The sequence below is a fragment of the Thermodesulfomicrobium sp. WS genome (genome assembly GCF_027925145.1).
Classification (GTDB): domain Bacteria; phylum Desulfobacterota; class Desulfovibrionia; order Desulfovibrionales; family Desulfomicrobiaceae; genus Thermodesulfomicrobium.
Genome location: NZ_AP027130.1, coordinates 1,882,309 through 1,904,455, shown reverse-complemented (window position 1 = coordinate 1,904,455; position 22,147 = coordinate 1,882,309). Strand labels below are relative to the sequence as shown.

14 protein-coding genes are annotated in these 22,147 nt (G+C 64.7%); 8 read left to right on the top strand and 6 right to left on the bottom strand.

Going from position 1 to position 22,147, the window contains the following annotated elements; translation table 11 throughout:
- Positions 1-110: 110 nt before the first annotated feature.
- The 7 genes from QMF81_RS09140 (at position 111) to QMF81_RS09110 (ending at position 9,661) form a co-directional block, all read left to right on the top strand.
- On the top strand, positions 111-758 hold the full coding sequence (locus QMF81_RS09140; RefSeq protein WP_281750499.1) for a shikimate kinase: 648 nt from the start codon (positions 111-113) through the stop codon (positions 756-758).
- Entirely contained in the window at positions 759-1,325 is a 567-nt protein-coding gene (gene hslV / locus QMF81_RS09135; RefSeq protein ID WP_281750498.1) for an ATP-dependent protease subunit HslV, read from the top strand.
- Positions 1,322-2,671 carry an ATP-dependent protease ATPase subunit HslU gene (hslU, locus tag QMF81_RS09130; RefSeq protein WP_281750497.1) on the top strand — a complete coding sequence of 450 codons (1,350 nt, stop codon included), beginning with the start codon at positions 1,322-1,324 and terminating at the stop codon, positions 2,669-2,671. Before hslV ends, hslU begins: the two co-directional genes overlap by 4 nt.
- 3 nt (positions 2,672-2,674) lie before the next feature.
- Positions 2,675-3,562, top strand: coding sequence for an acetylglutamate kinase (argB, locus tag QMF81_RS09125; protein ID WP_281750496.1), 888 nt, complete (start codon positions 2,675-2,677; stop codon positions 3,560-3,562).
- 135 nt (positions 3,563-3,697) lie between these two features.
- Positions 3,698-4,537: a PhnD/SsuA/transferrin family substrate-binding protein gene (locus QMF81_RS09120; protein WP_281750495.1), complete on the top strand. Its 840-nt coding sequence runs from the start codon at positions 3,698-3,700 to the stop codon at positions 4,535-4,537.
- Positions 4,534-8,589, top strand: coding sequence for a PAS domain S-box protein (locus QMF81_RS09115; protein WP_281750494.1), 4,056 nt, complete (start codon positions 4,534-4,536; stop codon positions 8,587-8,589). The genes QMF81_RS09120 and QMF81_RS09115 overlap by 4 nt, the downstream gene beginning before the upstream one ends.
- The gene (locus QMF81_RS09110) at positions 8,558-9,661 is read left to right on the top strand and encodes an HD domain-containing phosphohydrolase (RefSeq protein WP_281750493.1); all 1,104 of its coding nucleotides are present in this window, start codon (positions 8,558-8,560) and stop codon (positions 9,659-9,661) included. The genes QMF81_RS09115 and QMF81_RS09110 overlap by 32 nt, the downstream gene beginning before the upstream one ends.
- Before the next feature lie 17 nt (positions 9,662-9,678).
- Here the strand turns inward: QMF81_RS09110 and mltG are convergent, their stop codons facing one another.
- The 6 genes from mltG to QMF81_RS09080 all read right to left on the bottom strand — a co-directional run bounded on the left by mltG (position 9,679) and on the right by QMF81_RS09080 (position 19,761).
- Positions 9,679-10,728, bottom strand: a complete 1,050-nt coding sequence (mltG, locus tag QMF81_RS09105; RefSeq protein WP_281750492.1) for an endolytic transglycosylase MltG — start codon at positions 10,726-10,728, stop codon at positions 9,679-9,681.
- The gene (gene ruvX / locus QMF81_RS09100) at positions 10,707-11,153 is read right to left on the bottom strand and encodes a Holliday junction resolvase RuvX (RefSeq protein WP_281750491.1); all 447 of its coding nucleotides are present in this window, start codon (positions 11,151-11,153) and stop codon (positions 10,707-10,709) included. Before ruvX ends, mltG begins: the two co-directional genes overlap by 22 nt.
- Entirely contained in the window at positions 11,132-14,674 is a 3,543-nt protein-coding gene (locus QMF81_RS09095; RefSeq protein WP_281750490.1) for an FAD-binding and (Fe-S)-binding domain-containing protein, read from the bottom strand. The genes ruvX and QMF81_RS09095 overlap by 22 nt, the downstream gene beginning before the upstream one ends.
- 144 nt (positions 14,675-14,818) lie before the next feature.
- Positions 14,819-16,618 carry a signal peptide peptidase SppA gene (gene sppA / locus QMF81_RS09090; RefSeq protein ID WP_281750489.1) on the bottom strand — a complete coding sequence of 600 codons (1,800 nt, stop codon included), beginning with the start codon at positions 16,616-16,618 and terminating at the stop codon, positions 14,819-14,821.
- A gap of 9 nt (positions 16,619-16,627) precedes the next feature.
- The gene (gene hypF, locus QMF81_RS09085; RefSeq protein ID WP_281750488.1) at positions 16,628-18,943 is read right to left on the bottom strand and encodes a carbamoyltransferase HypF; all 2,316 of its coding nucleotides are present in this window, start codon (positions 18,941-18,943) and stop codon (positions 16,628-16,630) included.
- On the bottom strand, positions 18,940-19,761 hold the full coding sequence (locus QMF81_RS09080) for a rhodanese-like domain-containing protein (RefSeq protein ID WP_281750487.1): 822 nt from the start codon (positions 19,759-19,761) through the stop codon (positions 18,940-18,942). The genes hypF and QMF81_RS09080 overlap by 4 nt, the downstream gene beginning before the upstream one ends.
- A 132-nt stretch (positions 19,762-19,893) precedes the next feature.
- On the opposite strand from QMF81_RS09080, the gene QMF81_RS09075 reads away from it, so the two are divergent.
- Complete coding sequence (locus QMF81_RS09075; RefSeq protein ID WP_281750486.1) at positions 19,894-21,900, top strand: methyl-accepting chemotaxis protein; 2,007 nt, start codon at positions 19,894-19,896, stop codon at positions 21,898-21,900.
- Positions 21,901-22,147: the final 247 nt, after the last annotated feature.

The following is a 22,147-nucleotide window of genomic DNA, read 5'->3' as shown; positions in this document are numbered from 1 at the left end:
AAAGGCCGCAACGCGTCCGGCGGCGCGGTGACGGCCCCCTTGCCCCGCCAGCGGCGAGGACCTATGGATGCACAATACGCTTGGGGCGCTGGCCTCGGGATGGAGGAGCTATGTTCATCAAGAAAAAAGTGGAAGTGGCGGAAGCGGATGCCACCATGACCTTTCGGCCCGGCCAGTTTCGGCGGGAGCCGTTTTCGTTGGAGCGCAAGAACATCGTGCTGGTGGGACTTCGCGCCAGCGGCAAGACCACGGTGGGCCGTCTGCTTGCCGAGCGTCTTGCCTGCCCGTTCGTGGATACCGACGACCTGGTGGAAGCGGATCTCGGGGTGTCCATCGCTGATTTCGTGGCTGCGCACGGATGGCCGGCGTTCCGCGCTGCGGAAGAGGCCGCGGTGGAGCACGCCTGCGGTCTGCCGGGCAAGGTGGTGGCCACGGGGGGCGGGGCCGTGCTGTCGGAAAAAAATCGTGCCCTGTGGGGCCGGCAGGCGGTGGTGCTGTACCTGGCGGCAGACATCCCGCTGCTTGTTGCGCGGCTTGGCCACGGGCCGGATGCGCGCCGCCCTGCCTTGAGTGACCTCCCCCTGGAGGAGGAACTCGTGGCCTGTCTGCGGGAACGCGAACCCCTGTACATGGCGGTGATGGATCATATGCTCCAAGCCTGCCGCAGTCCGGAGCAATTGGTGGAGGACGCCCTGGTGGCCTTGGGCCTGGCGGAGTGGGATGGAGAGGAACGGGAACGACTTTTGGAGCGGTGGTAAATGGAGAACAACGGACGATCTGCCCTGCACGGGACGACCATCGTGGCGGTGCGCGACGCCCAGGGGGTGGCCATGGCCGGTGACGGCCAGATCACCTTGGGCGGCACCATGGCGGTAAAACACGGGGCCCGGAAGGTGCGGCGGCTGTTTCGCGACCGGGTGCTGTGTGGGTTTGCCGGGTCCACGGCCGACGCCCTCACCTTGGTGGAAAAATTTGAAGGCAAACTCGAAGAGTTCGGCGGCAATCTGACGCGCGCCAGCGTGGAACTGGCCAAGCTGTGGCGCAGCGATCGCTATTTGCGCCGTCTGGAGGCCATGCTCCTGGTGGCGGATGTGGACACGCTCTTGGTGCTCAGCGGTCAGGGCGATGTCATCGAGCCGGACGACGGTGTGGCGGCCATTGGTTCGGGCGGAGGATTCGCCCTGGCCGCGGCCCGGGCCTTACGCCGTCATGCGGACCTGCCTGCAGCGGATGTGGTGCGGGCGGCCATGGCCGTGGCTGCGGAGATCTGTGTCTATACCAACGATCATGTGGTCGTGGAAACGTTGCGCCGAGGCGATACATGAACCAGAGCCCATTGACTCCCCGCGAGATCGTCGCGGAACTCGACAAATACATCGTGGGTCAGGCCGACGCCAAACGCATGGTGGCCATTGCCTTGCGCAATCGCTGGCGCCGCCGGCAATTGGACCCGGAACTGGCCGAGGAGATCGCACCGAAAAACATCCTCATGATCGGCCCCACGGGCGTGGGCAAGACCGAGATCGCCCGACGCTTGGCCAAGCTCGCAGGCTCGCCGTTTCTCAAGGTGGAGGCCACCAAGTTTACAGAAGTGGGCTACGTGGGTCGGGACGTGGAATCCATTATCCGCGACCTCATGGAGATCGGCGTGGCCTTGGTGCGTGAGGAAGAGGAAGCCGTGGTGCGCAGCCGTGCCGAGGCCGCGGCCGAGGAGCGGCTCTTGGACGCCTTGCTGCCCTCCCGGCCGTTGGAGAGTGCGGGCGTGGACTACATCGGTCCGGACTCCCAGGTGGCTTCGTCCACGCGGGAGAAGCTGCGGGAATTGTGGCGGGCCGGCAAACTGGACGACCGCCTGGTGGAGCTGGAAGTGGAGGCTGCCACCAACGTGCAGGTGATGTCCCTCCCCGGCATGGAAGGCATGGAAATGCACATGCAGGACATGCTCTCCAAGATGTTCCCCAAGCGCAAGAAGACGAAGAAGATGCGGGTGCGGCAGGCCTACGAGATGCTGGTGCATGCCGAATGCGACCGCCTCATCGATATGGACAAGGTCTATGAGCTTGCCCGGGAACGGGTGCAGGAGTCGGGCATCGTTTTTCTCGACGAGATCGACAAGATCTGCGGCGGCGGGGAATCGAGGAGCCGCGGCGATGTGTCTCGGGAAGGCGTGCAGCGCGACCTTCTGCCCATCGTCGAAGGGTGCACCGTGTCCACCAAATACGGCATGGTGCGCACCGATCACATCCTCTTCATCGCGGCAGGGGCGTTCCATCTCTCCAAGCCTTCGGACCTGGTGCCCGAGCTCCAGGGGCGCTTCCCGTTGCGGGTGGAGCTCTCGCCGCTGACCAAGGACGATTTCTACCGCATTCTCTCGGAGCCCCAAAACGCCCTGACCAAACAGTATTGTGCGCTTCTGGCCACCGAAGGCGTGCATTTGGAGTTTACCGACGATGCCCTCCACGCCATGGCGGAGTTCGCCCAACGCATCAACGAAGAGACGGAAAACATCGGTGCGCGTCGGCTCTACACCATCATGGAGACCATCGTGGCTCAAGTGTCCTTCGAGGCACCGGAGCGCCACGGCGAACATGTGGTCGTGGACCGCTCGTATGTGGAAGAACGGCTCAAAAATATCTGCCAGCAGCGCGACTTGTCGCGGTATATCCTCTAAGGAGTGGAATTCGTGGACGCAGCGACCAAAGCATCGATTTTGGTGGAAGCCCTGCCCTATATCCGGCATTTTTCGGGCAAGACCGTGGTCATCAAATATGGCGGCCATGCCATGAAGGACGCCGCGTTGCGGCAAAGTTTTGCAGAGTCGGTGGTGCTTTTGCGCTATATTGGCGTGCACCCGGTGATCGTGCACGGCGGCGGGCCGCAGATCGGCCAAATGCTTGCGCGGCTGGGGATTGAGAGTGAGTTTCGCCAAGGGCTGCGGGTGACGGATGCCGCCACCATGGATGTGGTGGAGATGGTGCTCGTGGGCAAGGTCAACAAGGAGATCGTCAACCTCATCAATTTGGCCGGTGGCCGCGCCGTGGGGCTGTCGGGCAAGGATGGCCGCCTCATCCGGGCGCAAAAGCTGGAAATGGCCGTGGAGCGTGCCGACGCCCCGCCGGAGATCATCGACCTCGGCAAGGTGGGGGAAGTGGTGGGCGTCGAGGCGAGTTTGCTGCGTTCCCTCTTGGAGGGCGGATTCATCCCGGTGGTGGCGCCGGTGGGCGTCGACGACGCTGGCGAGACCTACAATATCAACGCCGACGCCGTGGCCGCGGCGGTGGCGGTGGCCATGGGGGCCAAGAAGCTCATCCTGCTGACGGACGTGGCCGGTGTGCTCGATCTGCGCGGGGAACTCATCTCGTCCATGACCCGGCGAGAGGCCGTGACCGCCCTGGGCGACGGCACGGCGTCCGGCGGCATGATCCCCAAGCTCAAGTGTTGCCTGGAGGCCCTGGAATTTGGGGTGGAAAAGGCGCACATCGTCGATGGCCGGGTGCCCAACGTGGTGCTTCTCGAGATGTTCACCCAGGCTGGAGTGGGCACGGAAATTACCTCGGATTAGGCACCTCGAGGAGGCGGGCCGCCGCTGCCCACAGACCGAGCTGGGGTGCGATCGGAACGTAGCTTGGGTGAAGTCTTGGTGGAGCGCTTTTCCCTTGAAGGCCCTCGCCGGCCCTGCTAAGGTCTCGGCATGGGTGTGCGCCGAATATGCTTCCTCCTTGTGCTGCTCCTCGGTTTGGGCGTTGGCGTCCGAGCCGAGGAGTTGCGTTTTGCGCCGCTGCCCATGGAGTCTCGGGAGGTGCTGGAAACGCAATTCCGCCCGATGGTGGAGGACATGTCCCGCGCCTTGGGCATTGCGGTAACGATGGTGTATGTGGCCGATTACGGTGAGCTTGTGGAGCAATTCCGCTTGGGCCACATCGATCTCGCCTACTTGGGGCCGCTGCCGTATGTGGAGCTTCGCGCCACCTTCCCTGGGGCCGAGCCCTTGGGGATCTTTCGGGAGGCTTCGGGGGAGCCTTTCTATACCTGCGCCTTGGTGAGCATGCTGGATGAAGTCCCGCGGCTTTCCGATCTGCGGGATCGGCGCGTCGCCCTGACCCAGCCGCTGTCCACCTGCGGGTTTCTGGTGACGGACCTCCTCCTTCGCCGCCACGGATCCAACCTTGCGCAAAACCAGTTTTTTTACGCGGGCACGCATCCGGACGCCCTCATGGCCGTGGTGCGGGGAACGGCCCATCTCGCGGGCGCCAAGACGGCCATTGTCCGTAAATTCATGAAGCTTGGTTTGCAAATTCGCGCAGAGTCCGAGCCGTTGCCCGGATTTGCCCTGGTGGCCAACGCCGTTACGGTCTCGGCGCAAAAGCGCCAGGCGCTGGTGCGCTTTCTGGAGCAGGCCGATGCCCAGGCCCGGGAAGGTCGCCTTGCTTGGGGAGAAAAAGTGGGCTTTGGGGTCGTTCCTGCCAAGGATAGTGATTTCGATGCGGTGCGCCGCCTCAAGGAAGAAGTGAAGGCCATCCCCTGGGAGGGGTTGTGATCTCCCGGCGGCTCTTTCGGATACTGGACCGCCATGCGGCCTGGGTCGTCACGGTGCTCGTTGCCGGCGCCTTGGTGCTGGCGCTTGCGGATTCGTGGCAGACCAAGCGCGCGGCACGCCTCGAGGAGCAGCGTCGGGTGCTCGAGATGGCCTACGCCGCTGCAGTGGCCTCTTTTCGCCATGCCGCCGAGGAGGTCTTTTTGGGGGTGTTCTCGCAGCCGCAAGTCCTCGATACGCTGCTGCAAGCCAATCTCTTGGAGGGCCGGGGCCGGGACCTGCTCCGCGGCAGGCTCTACCGGCTCATGGCGCCCCATTACGACCAGCTGCGGCACCGCTTTGCCAGCCAAATCCAATTCCACCTGGCCTCGGGCGAATCGTTTCTGCGTATGTATCGTCCGGAATATTCTGGAGAATTCTCGCAGGTGCCGCGTCCGCTCGTCACCGCACTGCTCAAGGAACGCCGCATGCTGGAGGCCTTTGAAGTCGGCCGGGCCTTGGCGGGGCAGCGCTACGTCTTCCCCCTGTGGCGAGGAGATACCTTCGTGGGAGCGGTGGAGGTGGTGGTGTCCCTCCCTGCGCTCTTGCAGGGCATGCGCCAGTTGATGGGGCCGGGCCGGGAAGTGGGCGTGGTGGTGCGGCGAGAGCAGGTCGTGGAGCAGGTGTTGCCTGAAGAGCAGCGGAGTTTTGCTCCGTCTCCGCTATCGCCGGATTTTCTTTTGCCGCCGCAAGGCTGGAATGTCGCCGGCTCGGTGTGGTGGGAGGCGGTGCAGACCCAAAGGGAAAACCCCGTGCTGCGTGCGGCCATGGAGCGCGGGAGCGCGGCAGTGGTGGAGAGTCGATTGCGGCAAGCCATCTATGCGGTGGCGGCGATCCCCTTGCAAGATTCCCGTGGTCGGACCTCGGCGTATCTGCTCGAGGTCATGCAGGACGATGTGCTCATGGCCTTGTCCCGGGAATTTGCCGTGCTCGTGGCGGTGGGGGCGACCGGCATGGTGGTGGTGCTCGTTTTGGTGTGGCGTCTGCATCAGAGCCGTTTGCAATTGGCTTGGGAGCGTCAGGCCCTGGTGGAGGCCAACGAGCAACTGCAGCGCAGCGAAGCCCGCACGCGCTTTCTCTCTGCCGCTGCGGAGCAGAGTCCTGTGGCCATCGTGGTGACGGATACCACGGGGACGGTGCTCTTTGCCAATGCCGCATGCACGCGGATGACCGGGTATGCCGCCTCCGAGCTCGTGGGCCACGACGTCTTTCGCCTGCATTCCGGCTATAGTGAAGAAAATGTCACCGCCATGCGTGCGGCCTTGGCCCAAGGCCGTCCCTGGAGCGGCGAACTCTCCTACCGTTTCGAGGACGGTACGGTATTCTGGGGGCAGGTGATGGTCAGCCCGGTGCGGGACGATACCGGGCGCGTGACCCATTTCGTCTCCGTGCACGAGGATATCTCGGCGCGCAAAAAGATGGAGGCGGAGCTGCGGCAATCGGTGGAGTTCCAGCAGGCCTTGCTGGAAAGTCTGCCGGTGGGGATTGTGGTGGTGGATGCGGCCACGCAGGAGGTGGAACGGATCAATGGCGAAGCCGAGCGGCTTTTGGGGATGTCGGCGGGCGCCATCATTGGGCACAAGTGTTCCCAGTCCATTTGCCCTGGGGCCCATGGCCAGTGCCCGGTCTCGGGCGAGGGGAGCTTTGAGCGCTCTTTTCGTTGTCCTGATGGAACAGAGCGCGACCTGCTCCATTCCGTGCGGCGGATTTCGGTGCATGGCGAAGAGAAGTTCCTGGAATGCCTCGTGGATATTTCCGAGCGGAAAGCTGCGGAACGCGCCTTGGCCGATGCCAACCACAAGCTGCGTGTGGCCATGGAGCGGGCACGCTCCCTGGCCGAGGCCGCCGAGGCCGCCAGTCAGGCCAAGGGCCGGTTCCTTGCGGCCATGAGCCACGAAATCCGCACCCCCATGCATGCGGTCTTGGGTATGCTCCACTTGGCCCTGCAGACCTCCCTTTCGCCCAAGCAGCGCGACTATCTGGAAAAGGCCCAAGGGGCAGCCCAGGCCCTCTTGGGATTACTCAATGACATCTTGGACTTCTCCAAGATCGAGGCCGGCAAGCTCACCTTGGAGCGCAGCAGTGTGGCGGTCTTCGATGTGCTTGAAAACGTGGCTACCGTGGTGGGCGAGCGGCTGCGCGGCAAAGACGTGGAACTCATCGTGGCCGTGGAGCCATCGGTGCCATGGACGCTTGTGGCCGACGGCCTGCGGCTCTCCCAGATCCTCGTCAACCTGGCGGGCAATGCCGCCAAGTTCACCGAGCAGGGAGAAATCGAGATCCGTATGCGCGCTGAGCCTCGCGGCGACGACGGCTGGTGGCTGCGCATGGTGGTGCGCGATACAGGGGTGGGCATGCGGCCGGAAGACCTTGCTCGCGTGCTGGAGCCTTTCGCGCAGGCGGATGCGTCCACGGCCCGGCGCTATGGGGGCACGGGGTTGGGCCTGGCCATCACCGCGGAGCTGGTGCGGCTCATGGGCGGTTCCATCCATTTGGAGAGCCAATTGGGCGAAGGCACACGCGTGCATGTGATCCTCCAATGCGATCGGGACGTGGCGGATGCGGCCATCCCCGTGCCGCCGCAGCTGGCTGGCGGCACCGTGGTGGTGCTGGATTGCCGGCCCGCGATCCGGGCCGCTGTGGCCTTGGCGGTGGAGTTCCTCGGCTTGCGGCCGGTGGCGGCGGCTTCGGCCCAGGAGGCCCGAGAGGCGCTGTCCGAGCCGGCCGCGGCGGTGGTGGCCTGCGCCGAGATTTCCGCCTCCGAGGCCCAGGCTGCAGCAGCTCTTTTGCGGCCTGGGGGGCGGTTTGTGGCGCTGGTCTCTTCCGGGCAGGACGCCCCCCTATGGCCGCAGGTGGCGGTGGACGCGGTCCTGGAGCGGCCGGTGCTGCCTCCACGTCTTCTGTCCGCCCTGTTGGGGGAGGCGGCCGCGCCGCGTCCGCAGGCGGCAGGCGCCTGGCGGGCGCAGGGGACTGTCTTGGTGGCGGAGGATAACCCCCTCAACCAGCAGATCATTCAAGGGATTTTGGAGGGGGCGGGGCTTTCGGTCCAGGTGGTGGATACCGGTACTGCAGCGGTGGAAGCCGCGCTGCAGCGGCCTTTCGATGTGGTCCTCATGGACGTGGAGATGCCGGACATGGACGGCCTGGAGGCCACCCGCCGCATTCACGCCCGCGCTCCCCACCTGCCGGTGGTGGCCATGACCGCCTACGCCTTGGCGGAAGAACGGCAGCGCATGCAGGCGGCCGGCATGGTGGACCATGTGTCCAAACCGGTGAATATCGCCCATCTCTTCGAAGTCCTTGGGCGTTTCGTGCCGGTGCAGCGGCAGGAGCGCCCGGAGGAGGTCACGCCGGCCCAACCCACGGGGCTTGCCTTTTTGCGTTCCCGTCCTGGATGGAAGGTGGACGAGGCCGTGGAGCGCATGGGCGGCGACACCGAGGCGTATGTGCGTCTGCTGGGGGACATGGTGGAGGCGTACCGCGATCTGGATACGGAAGTCCGTGCGCTCGTGGAGCGGGGGGAACTTGATGCCGCCCGCGCCAAGGTCCACGCCCTGCGGGGGATTGCCGGAAACGCCGGGGCTGCGGCCCTGTATGCCGCGGCCAGCAAGGTGGAAGAGGACTTGCGTTCTGGGAGTTGGAATGCCGATGTGGACGAGTCGTTGCGTCAGGCCCTGGCCACTTTTGTCCATGAGGTGCGCTGTGCCTTGGGCGAAAAAGAAGGCGCTGCGGCGGCTCCCTGCGCTTCGGCGTGTGGGGTGCGCGATCCGGCGCAGGCTTTGGAGCAATTGGCGGTGGCCGTGGAAGCGCGTCGGCCCAGGCCTGCCCGTCAGCTCTGGGAGCAGCTTCGGGGCTGTTTCCGCCCTGAAGCTGAGGCGGTGATCCCGGAGATGGATCGGTGCCTTGCGGAATATGCCTTTGACAGGGCACGGGAATTGGTGGACCAGTTGCGGAACATGGTGATGCAACACGAGGAGAGCGGGCATGGAGCAGCAGACCATCCTGGCCGTGGATGATACTCGCGCCAATTTGGATATGCTGGTGGCGATGCTGGGGGACTATTACGACGTGGCTGTGGCCACCGATGGACCGACGGCCCTGGACATGGCCGTGCGCTTTCGTCCGGATCTCATCCTCCTCGACATCATGATGCCGGATATGGACGGCTATGCGGTGCTTTCCCGCCTCAAGGAGGATCCGCGCACCGCAGACATCCCGGTGCTTTTGGTCTCCGCCTTGAGCGATGCGCACGACAAGGCCCATGGGCTTGCCCTGGGGGCGGTGGATTACGTGAGCAAGCCCTTCGAGATGGAAGAGCTCCTGGCGCGGGTGCGCACGCATTTGCTTTTGGTGCAGACCCAGCGCAGGCTTCGGGAACACAACGAAAACCTCGAGCGTTTGGTGCGCGAGCGCACCAAGGAGCTCTTGCGCATCCAGCAGGCGACCATCGAGAGCATGGCCGCCCTGGCGGAATACCGGGACCCGGAGACGGGCGAGCACATCCAGCGGGTACAGGCCTACGTGGAGCATATCGCCACTGCCGCCCGGCGTCTTCCCCAGTTCGCGCAGGTTATCGGTGAGGACTTTATCGAGTCCCTCGTCCTTTCCAGCCCTCTCCACGATATCGGCAAGGTAGGCATCCCGGACGCCATCCTGCTCAAGGCAGGCCCGTTGTCCGCCGAGGAGTTCGAGGCCATGAAGCGGCATACCCTGTTGGGCCGGGAGGTCATCTGCCGTGTGGAAAAGAAGCTCGGCTCCATCCCCTTTTTGCAGGTGGCCAAGGACGTGGCCTGCTATCACCATGAAAAATGGGATGGCTCCGGCTATCCCGAAGGACTGCGTGGCGAGGCCATCCCGCTTTCGGCGCGCATCATGGCCTTGGCCGACGTGTATGACGCCCTCATCTGCCGCCGGGTGTACAAGCCGCCTTTCCCCCACTCCCAGGCCGTGGCCATCATCGCCCAAGGCCGCGGCACCCATTTCGATCCCCTACTCACGGACGTTTTCACTGCCGAGCACGAGGCCATGCGGGAGATCGCCCTGCGCTACGTGGAGTCGGAAGAACAGCGTGAGGCCTTGGCCCTCTAGGCCTTCTGGGGCGGATGCTATGGTGATGCCTCCGCGTCCATGGGGCGTGGTCTTGGGCTTTGGGAGTTGCGGCGTTGGCGGTAGCGCTCCACCGCCTTGGCGTGTTCGGCCAGGGTGCGGCTGAAGGTATGCCCGCCATCGCCGGTGGCCACGAAGTAGAGGTAGGCGTGGGCTTCCGGGTTGGCGGCGGCCTGAAGTGCTGCGAGCCCGGGAGAGCAGATGGGGCCGGGGGGAAGCCCGGGGTGGGCGTAGGTGTTGTAGGGATTGGCGGTGTCCTTCAGGTGGGCGGTGGTGAGCTCGCCCAAGAAGGTCGGCCCCAGGCCGTAGAGGACTGTGGGGTCGGCCTGCAGCAGCATACCTCGGGCCAGGCGGTTGGTGTACACGCCGGCTACCCGCGGACGCTCCTCGGGGAGGGCGGTTTCCTTTTCCACGATGGAGGCGAGGATGACGGTCTGGTGCAGGGCCTTGGGGTCCTGGGCCGTGGGCAGGTCCCGGGTGGCGACGCGGAAACGGTGGATCATGGCCTCCACCAGGGGGCGCGGGTCGCCGCCTTGGGGACGCTCGAAGAAGTAGGTGTCGGGAAAGAGATAGCCCTCCAGGTTGGGGGCGGGGATCCCTTGGGCTTGGACAAATTGGGGGTCCGCACACAGGGCGAGGAAGGCCTCGGCGGACGTGAGCCCGGTTTCGGCCACGCGGGCTGCGGTCTGCGTCAGGGTGAGCCCTTCGGGGAGGGTGACCCGGTAGCGCACTGGTGGGCCAAAGCGCAGGGTCCAGAGGATTTGCTGGGGGCTCATGGCGGCGCTGAGGGAAAACTCACCAGCGCGCAGGTTGCTTCCCCCGATGCGGGCAACGGCGGCAAGAAGGCGGGGGGTACGCACCAACCCGGCTTCTGCCAGGCGGGCGATGACCGCTTCGGTGCCTTCGCCCCGCTGGACCGAAAAAATGATCGGGGGGCCTGCGGGGTCCAGGGGCGTGGTGAGGTAGCGGTGCAGCCCCCAGGCGCCGGCGCCGGCCAGGGCGCACAGGAGGGCTCCGCCTGCGAGAATCAGGCTGATGCGTCGGAGCATTGGCGAAGGAAGCTCTCCACGATGCCCACCGCGGCCATGGCGTCGCGCATCTCCTGGCGCCGGGAGGCCGGAATCCCGGCCTCGGCCAGGCGCTGCAGTGCCTCGGCCGTGGTGTAGGCTTCGTTGACGAGGGTGATGGGCAGCGGCGTGTGCCGGGCCAGATGGTCACGAAAGTTGCGCACCTGGCGGCAGGTCTCGCTGTCTGCTCCGCTTTCCAGGGCGGGATAGCCCAGGGCAATGGCCTGGACCTGCTCCCGGGCGATGACGGCGAGGAGTTCCTCCCACAAGGCCTTGCGGGTGGTGCGATGGATGACGCCAAGCGGCCGGACGAGGCCGGTCTGGGTGGAGCCCACGGCGAGGCCCACGCGTTTGATGCCAAAATCGATGCCCAGGACGCGCATGGCTACTTCATGGCTACCGTGCACACCCCGTCACGGCTGGATGCCCCTCGGATCCGGCGCAGGAGGTTTTTGGCCCAGCCCGGACCATCCAGGCTTTGGGCGAGAAACTCCACGGTGTGGAGCACGGGCCGGCTGATGCCCATCTCCCCGAGGCAGCGGGCGATGCCGATGCGGCAGGAAGGGCAGCCCACCACGATGGGGCGGTCTGCGGGGTAGTCCGCCAGGTCCTGGGCCAGTTGTTCGGTCTTGCGGGAGCGCAAGCGGTTGTAGATGGCTGGAGAACTCATGGCCCCAAGGCCCGATTCGGCGCAGCAATACGGGCTGATGTGTACCTTTGCCCCAGTGATCCGGGTGAGGGCCGCGGCATAGAGGTCTGCGGCCTTGAGCGCCGGGGCGCCGGTCCATTCCTGGTGGCAGGCGGCGTGGTAGAGGAGCGGGCCGGGGCTGGGCGCGGTCCAGGCGGCTTGGCGCACGATCCATTGGGTCACGTCCATGTGCTCCACGTCCGTGGAGCCTGCACCGCGCAGGCGGTAGCCGTGGATGCCTTCCCGGCAGGTGCCGCAGGCAGTGAGCACCGCGCTCACGGCAAAGCCTGCCGATTGCGCCTGGGCGAGGGTTTTTTCCAGGATTTTTTGGTTGGTCTGTCCCACCCGCTCGAAGGCCTCGCGGCATCCGGAGGCGAGCAGCGGATAGCCGCAGCACAGGTGCTCCGGGGCAAGCACCACCGTGACCCCAGCCCCCAAAAGCAGGCGTACTGCGGCAAGGCCGATGCTGCGGTAAAAGAGACTTGCCCCGCAACCGGGGAAATAGAGCACCGCCTTGGACCCGCCTTCTTTGGGGGTGAAGATGTTGTGGCGGGTAAGGCCCAGGGTTTGGCTCAGGTTGCGAAATTCCAGCTGCGGCGTGGCGGTGCGCAGCATGGGGTGCGTCAGGCGGCTGCGCCAGGAGGCCGGCAGCAGGCGCACGGCCTTGTCCTGGACCATGGCGCCGATGCCTGCCAGCTTGGCCACTTTGGGCAAGGTCTTTTGTGGGTCCTGGGCAAGCAGATGGAGCACGCGGTTTTTGAACGGGTGGCCGCCCATGCCTTTGTCTTCGAGATAGGTACGCAGGTGCAGGGTGACGTCCTGGGTGCGGATCTTCACCGGGCAGATGGCAAAGCATTTGCCGCAGGCGGTGCAATGCTCCAAAATGCGGTGTAGCTCGCGCAATAGCCTGGCCTCGGGTTCCCCGTGGTGGAGCTGGGAATAGTAGATGGCCTCCACGAGCGCACCCAACGTGATGTTCTTGTTGCGCGGATGAAAGAGCAGCCCTTTTTGGGGCAGATACATGGGGCAGACCTGCTTGCATTTGCCGCAGCGGGTGCAGGTCTGGATATTGGTGAGCAGCGCGATGAGCTTTTCTTTGCCCGGAAGCGCGGTCTTGGTGATGTCCTGGATGAGGCGGTTGAAGGAAAAGGTGTAGGGCACCACCACCAGGTCCCGTTGGGTGAGCTTTCCGGGGTTGAAGATATTGTTGGGGTCCACCTTGCGCTTGTAGGCGCGCAGGGCGGCGATCTTTTCTTCTGCCAGGAAGGCGATCTTGGTGATGCCGATGCCGTGCTCGCCGGAGACCTGTCCGCCGAGCTCCGTGGCCTTGTGGAAGATCTTTTCCACCGCCTCTTCAGCGCGGGCGAGCATGCGCGGGTTGTTGGAGTTCACCGGCAGGTTGACGTGGCAATTGCCGTCGCCGGCATGCATGTGGTTGGCCACGATGATGCGGGTAGCCTGCATCTCCTCGAAGATTTTGCTGATCTCTTCGGTGCGTTTGGGGTATTTCCCTTTGAGGTGCTGGAAGAAGTAGAAGGTCTGCAGTTCGAATTGCTGCTCCGGCAGATCGGCCTTGGAGGTCTTGCCACGCAGGATGCCCGCCGCCACGTCCATTTCCATGCGGATGAATTCGTCATCGCCGTCCACACCGGGCAGGGCTTGGACGGCCCGCAGGGCGTCGCGGTAGGCTAGGGCCAGGTAGTGGAGGTTGAGCGCTTCCAGGAAGTCGGCAAAATCCGGGATGGCGGTCAGGGGGATGACGATGTCTTCGTTGATCTTGAAGCCGCTGGTGCGCTTGGCGATGGCCGAGAGCTGGTGGCGGTCGTGCCAGAAGACTTCCGCCTCTTGGGCGTCCCGGGCCACGAATACGTCCACGCCCGGATAGTTTCGGGCGATGGCCACCACGTTTTCCGCGGCTTCGTCCAGGGCGAACTCGTCGTCGCTATCGAGCTGGACGATGAGCACCGAGATGGGAATCCCATCGAACTTTTTGGATTTTTTGGCGTAGTCGATGGCCTGGACATACTTGATGCCAAACTCCTCCAGGGCCGAGAGTTTGACCGCATCCCCCTGGCGGCGGATGGCATCCCGCAAGGCCACGATCTGGGTGATGACCAGCATGGCGTTGTGCATGGAATCTCCATAGAATTCCAGACACAGCACACGGGAGTACGCCGGCTTGGGGTGGAGGATGAAGGTGATTTCCGTGATGATGCCGTCCACCCCTTCTTTTTGCACCCCCGGAAGCCCGCCGAGAAACTTGTTGGTCACGTCTTTGCCCAGGCCTGGGCCGCGGATGTCCTCACCCTTGAGGGTGATGGTCTCTTTGAGGGCCCCGTATTCATCGAAGACCTCGAAGATCGCGGTCTCGTCAGGCAGGATTTTGTGCCAGGGATGGTCTTTGCGCCGCACATGGATGGCCTCGCCCGTGGGCAGCACCATGCGGTAGGCGAGGATGTTGTCCAGGGTGGTGCCGTATTCGAAGGCAAAGGGCCCGCCGGCGTTTTCCGCCACATTGCCGCCCACGGAAGAGGCCGCCTTGGAGGCCGGGTCCACGGTGAAGAGCAGCCCATGCTTGGCCGCGGCCTGAATGGCGGTGAGGGTGATGACCCCGGACTGCACGGTGATGGTGCGCGCCTTGGGGTTGATGTCGAGGATGGATTTGAGGCGGCTTAAGGACACGATGACCGTGCGGGGCTTGGCTGGCACCGCGCCGCCGGTGAGCCCCGAGCCACCGCCGCGGGGCACGATGGGAAAGCTCATCTCGTTCGCCAGGCGGACGATGGCCTGCACCTGCTGGGTGGTCTCGGGGAACACCACCGCGGCAGGCAGTTCCATGCGTAGGTCCGTGGCGTCGGTGGAGCACTCTATGAGGTTATTGGGCTCGGTCACCACTTGGTGCGCCTCGAGGAAGCCGCGCAGCCGTGCCTCCAATTTGGCCTTGAAGGCCTGATCCAGTTCGAACCCCTTCCAGAATCGCGTGAGACAGCCTTTGAGCTCGCGGTAGTATTCGGTGGTGAGGGCCGCGCGCTCGCTGTCGAGCCGGGAAAAGACGCTCTTTTTGACCAGCTTGGGGTCGATGAAGGGGTTGTAGCGGATGATGAAGAGCTCTTCCGCCAGATCCAAGGCCAGTTGCTGCAAATATTCCGGCCAGGTTTGAAATTCCTCCAAAGGCAGGCCCAGGACGCGTTTGACCAGGCGTTCCGGGGCAAGGGAAATATGAGGTCCTTTTTGGGGCATAGAAGTCTCGATAATGGATAGAGCGATTGGGAAAGCGGTTTTTCCTAGGGCGGCGCGGCGCGCTTGGCAAGACAGCGGGCTTTCAAAAAAAAATCAAATGATTTTCATTGGAAAGCCAGAAGGACGCTCAAGCGTGCGGTGTTTTCAATGGGTCGTCCACCCAGTGGAGAGCTCCGCAGCCCACGCAAAGATCCCGCCGCGGGCCAAGGTGCGGGCAAGGGGGGAGAGGGGGGCAAGCAGGCGGATGTCCGGGGCGAAGACATGGCTGTGCACCAGGGTGGAGAGGAGGTCCATGGGCTGCGGCTCGGGCCGAAATTCCAGGGCAGGGGCGTTGGGCACGCCGGCCAGGGTCGCAGCCATGGTGACCGCCAAGTCCTCGCCGCCCACGGCATCCACCAGGCGCAGGTCTTTGGCCTCTTCCCCGGTCCATACCTGTCCTTGAGCAAGGCGGCTGGTGGTGCTGGCGTCAAACCCCCGGGCTTGGGCCACCAGGTCTTGGAAGCGGCGATAGCTGTGCTGGAGGCTTGCCTCCAGGGCGGCAGTGGTGCGGGAGGACAAGGGGCGCAACGGGTTGGCCTGGTCCGCCAGTTCGGTGGTGCCTACACCGTCGCTGGTGATCCCCAGGCGTTGGGCGGCTCGGGTCAGGTTGGGTATGGTGGCGAAAACGCCGATGGAGCCGGTGAGTGTCATGGGCTCGGCCAGGATGCGGGTGGCGGCGGTGGCGATCCAGTAGGCGCCGGAGGCCCCCATGGCACCGAAGGAGACCACCACCGGCATGCCGGTGTCGCGGATGCGGGCCAGGGCGGCGCGGATGTCTTCGGCGGCCGCGGCACTGCCGCCGGGGCTGTCGAGGCGCAGGACCAGGGCGCGGGTGCGTGGATCGCTTGCAGCCCTTTGCAGACGCTCCACCAGGGCGTCTGCGGCAATGGCATCGGTGCCGTCGGTTTCCGGCACGATGGGGCCTTGGGCGCGCACCACGGCCACGGCGTCCTTTTGGGGTTGGGAAGGGGAGAGGGTGGCGGCGTATGCTTCCATGCTCACGATGGAGAGATCTTTGGGGTCGTCGCGCCCGAGATGTTTGGCCATGGCGGCCTGGAAGGCGGCGGAGGTCTCCACGGCGTCCACCAGGCCTTGGCGGCGGGCCACGAGGGCGGCGTCGCCGTTGGCCTCCACCACCAAACGGTCGAGGCCCTGGGCGTAGTGGTGGATGGCTTCGGCGGGGATGTTGCGTGAAGCGGCGATATCCATGCGGAAGGCCCGCCACAAGGTCTCGAGCCAGGCGCGGGTGGCGCTACGGGTCTCTTCGGACATGGAGTCGCGCACCAAGGGTTCGGCCGCGGACTTGTAGGTGCCGGCCCGCAGCAGAGTGACGTCGATGCGCAGGTCATCGAGCAATTTCTTGAAGTGCAGGGGGTAGAAGCCGAAGCCGGTGAGGAGCACGCCGCCCAAGGGATGCAGGCTCACCCGGTCGCAGGCCGCAGCCAGGAGATAGGCGGGCTGGGTGTAGAACTCGCTGTAGGTCCATACCGGCTTGCCGCTTTGGCGCAGGAGGCGGATTTCTTGGGCGAGGATGTGGAGTTTGGCCAGATCCGCCTCCACGTCCCGGGTGTCCAGCTCGATGAGGGCGATGCGTGGGTCGAGGGCTGCAGCACGAAGTATTCGCACCACGTCAGTGACGCGGGTGGCTGCATGCCGGGTGATGTGCGGGGCAAGCTGGCTGAGGAACTGTTCCATGCCCGTGGGCTCTGGGGTCTCTTCCACCAGGGGGCCGGCGAGCTCGATGCGCAGGATGCTTGCGTCGGGGATTTGGGGGGTGCGATCGGCAAGGGCCGCAAGCAGGATGCCTGCCACGAGGAGCACGAACAGAGCGTTGACGAGGATACGACGGGTGAGATCGATGGTCTGCCAGAGGCGGCGCACGAGGTTGGCGATGGAAAATGGCATGGTATTCCCCTATGTGTTTTGAGCCAGCCAGAGGCGGCCGTAGACCGCCTGGCCGAGGCTGATGCAGGCATCACCGGGGGGGAGCATGCGGTGGGTGAGCACCGTCAGCCCGCGGCGGGCAAGGGCAGGGGGAAGGAGCCTGGCTATGGTGGCGTTGTGGAACACGCCGCCGCTGAGCGCCACCGTGGTGCAGCCGGTGTCCGCCTTGGCCCGCGCCAGGGCGGTGGCGAAGCCTTCCACCAGTCCGAGGTGGAAGCGGCGGGCAATGGTGCTGGCCGGGACCCCCTGCCGCCAGTCTGCATAGACTTGCGCAAAGAGGGCATGGCTGTCCAGTACCCAGGGTGGAGAGCTGGAGCAGGGCAATGTGTAGGCCGCGGTCTCGGCCATGTCTTGGAGGTGCTCCAGGCGGATGGCGGCCTGGCCTTCGTACTCCTGCACGAAGCATAGCCCCAGGAGCCCGGCCACGGCGTCGAAGAGGCGTCCGCAGCTGGTGGTCTGGGGGCAGCGCACCTGGCGCGAGAGCATCTGGAGCACCATGCGGTGCCCGGGCGTGTGGTGGGCAAGCCACGGCCAGGGGAGATCTTCCGCGGCGAGCCCCAGGGCGTGGACAAAGGCGAGGGCCATGCGCCAGGGCTCCCGGCTGGCGGCGTCTCCTCCAGGAAGGGCCACTGGGGCCAAATGCCCCAGGCGGGTGTAGCGCGGGGGGCGGGTCTCCACCAGGAGGATTTCTCCGCCCCAGATGGTGCCGTCGTCGCCGAGCCCTGCGCCGTCGAGGGCGAGCCCCAGCGCCGGTCCGTGGGCGTGGTTTTCCGCCAATACGGCGTGGATGTGGGCCACATGGTGCTGGAGGGCCAGACAGGGAGTGATGCCGCAGCCTTGGGCGTAGCGGGTGGAGAGGAAGTCCGGGTGCAGGTCGTGCACCACCGCTGTGGGCGTGACCTGGAGGATGCGCGGCAGATGCGCGGCCATCTCCTCGAAAAACGTAAGGGTCTCCAGGTTTTCCAGATCACCGATGTGCTGGGACACGTAGGCCCCTGTGCCCTTGGTCACGGTCAGGGTGTTTTTGAGCAGCGGCCCCACCCCCAAGGTGCATGGGCCGTCGTCAGCCAGGGGGATGGGGGCCGGCGTGTAGCCTCGGGCGCGGCGCAAGAAGTGGATTGCTTCCGTGCCGCTCTCGGTGCGCATGGGGCGTACCACGGAGTCATCGCAGCGGATGAGGATGTCGCGGTCATGGAGGAGAAAAACGTCGGCAATGGGGGCAAGGCGCTGCAGGGCCTCGCGGTTGCCGAGAGCGATGGGCTCTGAGCTGAAATTGCCCGAGGTCATGACCAGGACTGCGGGGCGCCCTTGCAGGGCCGAGACCTGGGCAAGGAGCAGCACATGCAAAGGGGTGTAGGCGACCATGACCCCGATCTCCGCCGTGTCCGGGGAAAGTCCTGGGGCGAGGTCCGCCTCCGGTCGGGCCTTGAGGATGACGATGGGGCGTTCTGGGCCGGTGAGCAGGGTCTTGGCCGCAGGAGAGACCCAGGCGATGCCTTGGGCCGCTTCCAGGTGTTCCACCATCACCGCCAGCGGCTTGGCCTTGCGGCGCTTGCGCTCGCGCAGGCGCTTCACGGCGGCGGCATTGCGGGCATCCACGGCCAGATGGAATCCGCCCAAACCCTTGATGGCGACAATGGCGCCTTGCGCCAGCGTACGGGCGGCAAGTCGCAACGCGTCCGCCCCCTGGCCCAGGAGATCGCCGCCGGCGGTCTGCAGCCACAGTCGCGGGCCGCACACCGGGCAGGCGTTGGGTTGGGCATGGAAGCGGCGGTTGAGCGGGTTGGCGTATTCGGCCTGGCACTGGGGGCAGAGGGGAAAGCAGGCCATGGACGTGGTGGCCCGGTCGTAGGGGATGGAACGGGTGATGGTGTAGCGCGGCCCGCAATTGGTGCAATTGGTGAACGGATAGCCGAAACGGCGGTCCTGGGGGTCGTGGATTTCGCGCAGGCAATCGGTGCACAAGGCCACGTCCGGGCTGATGCGCACGCTATGGCCGCTTCCGCCCTGGCTTTGCAGGATGCGGAAGGCCGACTCCTCGGACACTGGGGAGATCGCGGTGCGGGTACAGGTCTCCACCCGGGCCAGGGGCGGGAGATTGGCTTCGAAGAGGGCGGCAAACTGCGCCAATTGCCCGGCAGAACCCTGGATTTCCAGGCAGACGCCCTGGCTGGTATTGGCCACCGTTCCCGTGACTCCGGCTTCGACAGCGCAGCGGTAGAGAAAGGGGCGAAACCCCACTCCCTGGACTCCGCCGGTGATGATCCATCGCTCGCGCAGCATCATGGATGGGTCGTGAGCGCCTTGGTGACGATACGGATATGGGCTTTTTCCTGGTTTGCCAAAGTGAGGTAGGCTTGTTCTTCTTCGCTGCCTGCCGGGGCGCGGTGCGCCAGGGTGCGGTAGAGGTCGTAGGCGTGGTATTCGATTTCGCACGCCACTTCCAAAAGCCGCAGCCGCCGATCCACTGCCTGCTCGTGGAGCTGGGCAAGCCACGCGGCCATGGGTTTGCCGCCCTCCATGACATTGCCGTCCATGCGTTCGAACAGGGCGTCGAAAGGTTCGTGATCCTGGGCCGGGTGGTGGCGCACCCAAAAGCCATACAGGGCTCGCGCATGGCGGCGCTCCACGTCCCCCAGCTCACGGGCCAGATCTGCCCACTGCGTCTCTTCGGTGAGATCCAGGTAAAAGAGGTGCGCGCCTTTTTCTAAATTCATGGCCCGGTAGAGGATCTGGTGCATGGGCAGATCCCGCGGGAAGGTCTCCAGATGGGGGATGTGGCGGATGTCGTGGCCTTCCCAGGCCAGAATACCGCCCACCAAGTTGCCGATGGCCCCGGTCCGCCCGCGCTGCCCTTCGGCAAGGAGCGCTGCCGCCACCGAGGACCGGCTGCCGGAGCGGCAGTAGAAGATCACATCGCGGTCTGCCGGGATCTCGGCAAGGCGGTCTTCGAGCGCCGGCAAGGGTAGGAGTCGGGCGCCGGGGATGTGGCTTTGGGCGTATTCCTCCGGTTGGCGCACGTCGATGAGGAGATAGTCCCCTTCGCGCCGACTGCGCTGCAGGTCTTCCACTTCGTCAGGGTAAAGATGCTGGATAGGGCTCATGGTCGCTCCGTAATGGGTATGCTCGGAGCCTAGGTAAAGAGCAGGAAAAAATCCAGTGTCTTGTGGACAAGCAGTTGCTGCTGTGTCATTGTGCTCCAAAAGGGTGGAACGTTGAGCCACGAGGAGGCAACGATGCGATTTTCCATTGGAACGAAGCTGCTTTTGGGGTTTGGGGCGACCATCGTGGCCACGGTGCTGGTGACGTGCGTCGTGGTGGGTGTGCAGTTGCGCGCCTCGTCGGTGGAGGGTTTTCACGCGGCTACGGCCAAGGAGCTCGCCCAACTGGACCGGGCCATGAGCATTTTCGTGGACAAGGCCTTGCGCATGACCGTGGCGTTGGCCTCCTTGCCCGTGGTCCAGCAGGCCGATTCCTCCATTCATAGTTATGTTGCGGAAACCAAGAAAATTTCTCCCAAGGATTTCGTGCCGAGCCCCTTGGAGCAGCAGTTGCGGGAGATTTTTGCGGCCGTGGCCAAGGCCCATCCGGAATACGTGGAGGTATATCTGGGCACCCAATGGGGCGGGTTCGTGACCTCGGGAGATGCACTCATGCCCCCGGGTTATGATCCCCGCAAGCGGCCGTGGTACCAGACTGCCATGCAGAACCCACAGGCCCCTTCCATTTCCGATGCCTACATGTCCACCACCGGGGAGCCAGTGGTAAGCAACATGTATCCCATCCGTAATGCCCAAGGGGCCATCGTGGGGTGTATGGCCATCGACGTGGGCTTGGGGGTACTGACGGGCTTGGTGGAAAAATCGCCCTTGGGACGTACCGGGTATGTGGTGCTGGTGCAAAAGGACGGCGTGATCCTCGCCCATCCCCGGCACAAGGAGTTCAATTTCAAAAATGTCAATGAGGTCGGCTCGGCCTGGGCGACCTTGGGGCGCATGGACTCGGGCAGCGCCGAGGTGGAGATCGATGGCGACCTCTATTTGGCTCAGGTCCATACCATTCCTGGGATAGAGTGGAAGCTCATTGGCGTCATGACCCGCGCCGAGGCCTTGGGTGCGTTCTGGGCGGTACTGCGCAACGTAACACTGGCGGCCGGAGCGTTGATTGTCGTGTTTTTGGCTTTGTCCGCCGTTTTGGCCCGCTCCATGGCGGTGCCGGTGCGTCGGGCAACCGCCATGCTCCAGGACGTGGCCGAAGGCGAGGGAGATCTGACTCGTCAGCTGGTCGTGTCCTCCCAGGACGAAATCGGCGACATGGCTCATTGGTTCAACACGTTCTTGCAGAAATTGCGGATGCTGTTGCGGGAGGTGGTCGGCACGGGGCAGAATGTGGACAGCGCTTCGGACCAGTTGCTGGCCATTGCCGACCAATTGGGCGCCAGCGTGGAGGCCACGGCCAGCAAGACCGCGGCTGTGGCCAGTGCCGTGCAGGCCATCACCGAGCGTTTCGCCGCAGTGGCGGCGGCCATGGAGCAGGCCACCCAAAACACCAACATGGTGGCCACCGCGGCGGAAGAAATGAGCGCCACCATCGGTGAGATCGCCACCAACGCCGAGCGGGCGCGCGGGGTGAGTGTCAAGGCGGTGAGCGAGGCGGGGGCCGCCACGTCGGCCATGAGTGCCCTCGGAGATGCGGCGCAGGAAATCGGCAAGGTGACCGCCATGATCACGGAGATTTCCGAGCAGACCAATTTGCTTGCCCTCAATGCCACCATCGAAGCGGCCCGGGCCGGTGAGGCGGGCAAGGGGTTTGCCGTGGTGGCCACGGAGATCAAGGAACTCGCCCGGCAGACTGCAGGTGCCACCGAGGAGATCAAGCAACGCATCAGTGGGATCCAAAGTACGGCCCAGAATACGGCGAACCAGATCCATGGTATTTCCGAGATCATTGAGCAAATGAGCGACATCATTGCCACCATTGCCACGGCCATTGAGGAGCAGAGCGTGGCCACACGGGAAATTGCCGACAACGTAGTGCAGGCCTCGCAGGGGCTCACTGAGGTCAACACCAATGTGGCGCAGTCGTCGAGCGAGCTTCGCGACGCTGCGCAGCGGGTGCAGGAAGTGAGCGCTACTGCCGCTGCCACGCGCGCCGGTGCGGCCAAAGTGCGGGAAAACGCCGAGAACCTGCACTCTTTGGCGGCCCGTTTGCGCGAGCTTTTGGGCCGGTTCCGGCTGGAGTAGGGGACGAAGGTACAGCGCACCGCCTTGGGGAGCGACCTAGGGAGCGTTGTGTGGCGCTTTGTGGTGCATCAAGATCAGGAAGGCGGACGGTGTGCGGTCCGCCTTCGTTTATTTTTCGATATGGATCGCAGCATCGTTGGGGTTTCGCTTTGGCGCCCCTTCTCTTTCCGTCTTGAGAGCCACTTTCCGCAGCGCATTTTCTCTCGGCAACGAGAACATTCGGAGAAACTCTTTTTTCAACCATCCG

Bases quoted from the DNA above. Each gene is read 5' to 3' on its own strand.
- QMF81_RS09140 (WP_281750499.1), top strand. From the start codon at position 111: ATGTTCATCAAGAAAAAAGTGGAAGTGGCGGAAGCGGATGCCACCATG.
- hslV (WP_281750498.1), top strand. From the start codon at position 759: ATGGAGAACAACGGACGATCTGCCCTGCACGGGACGACCATCGTGGCG.
- hslU (WP_281750497.1), top strand. From the start codon at position 1,322: ATGAACCAGAGCCCATTGACTCCCCGCGAGATCGTCGCGGAACTCGAC.
- QMF81_RS09110 (WP_281750493.1), top strand. From the start codon at position 8,558: ATGGAGCAGCAGACCATCCTGGCCGTGGATGATACTCGCGCCAATTTG.
- mltG (WP_281750492.1), bottom strand. From the start codon at position 10,728: ATGCTCCGACGCATCAGCCTGATTCTCGCAGGCGGAGCCCTCCTGTGC.
- QMF81_RS09095 (WP_281750490.1), bottom strand. From the start codon at position 14,674: ATGCCCCAAAAAGGACCTCATATTTCCCTTGCCCCGGAACGCCTGGTC.
- sppA (WP_281750489.1), bottom strand. From the start codon at position 16,618: ATGCCATTTTCCATCGCCAACCTCGTGCGCCGCCTCTGGCAGACCATC.
- hypF (WP_281750488.1), bottom strand. From the start codon at position 18,943: ATGATGCTGCGCGAGCGATGGATCATCACCGGCGGAGTCCAGGGAGTG.
- QMF81_RS09080 (WP_281750487.1), bottom strand. From the start codon at position 19,761: ATGAGCCCTATCCAGCATCTTTACCCTGACGAAGTGGAAGACCTGCAG.
- QMF81_RS09075 (WP_281750486.1), top strand. From the start codon at position 19,894: ATGCGATTTTCCATTGGAACGAAGCTGCTTTTGGGGTTTGGGGCGACC.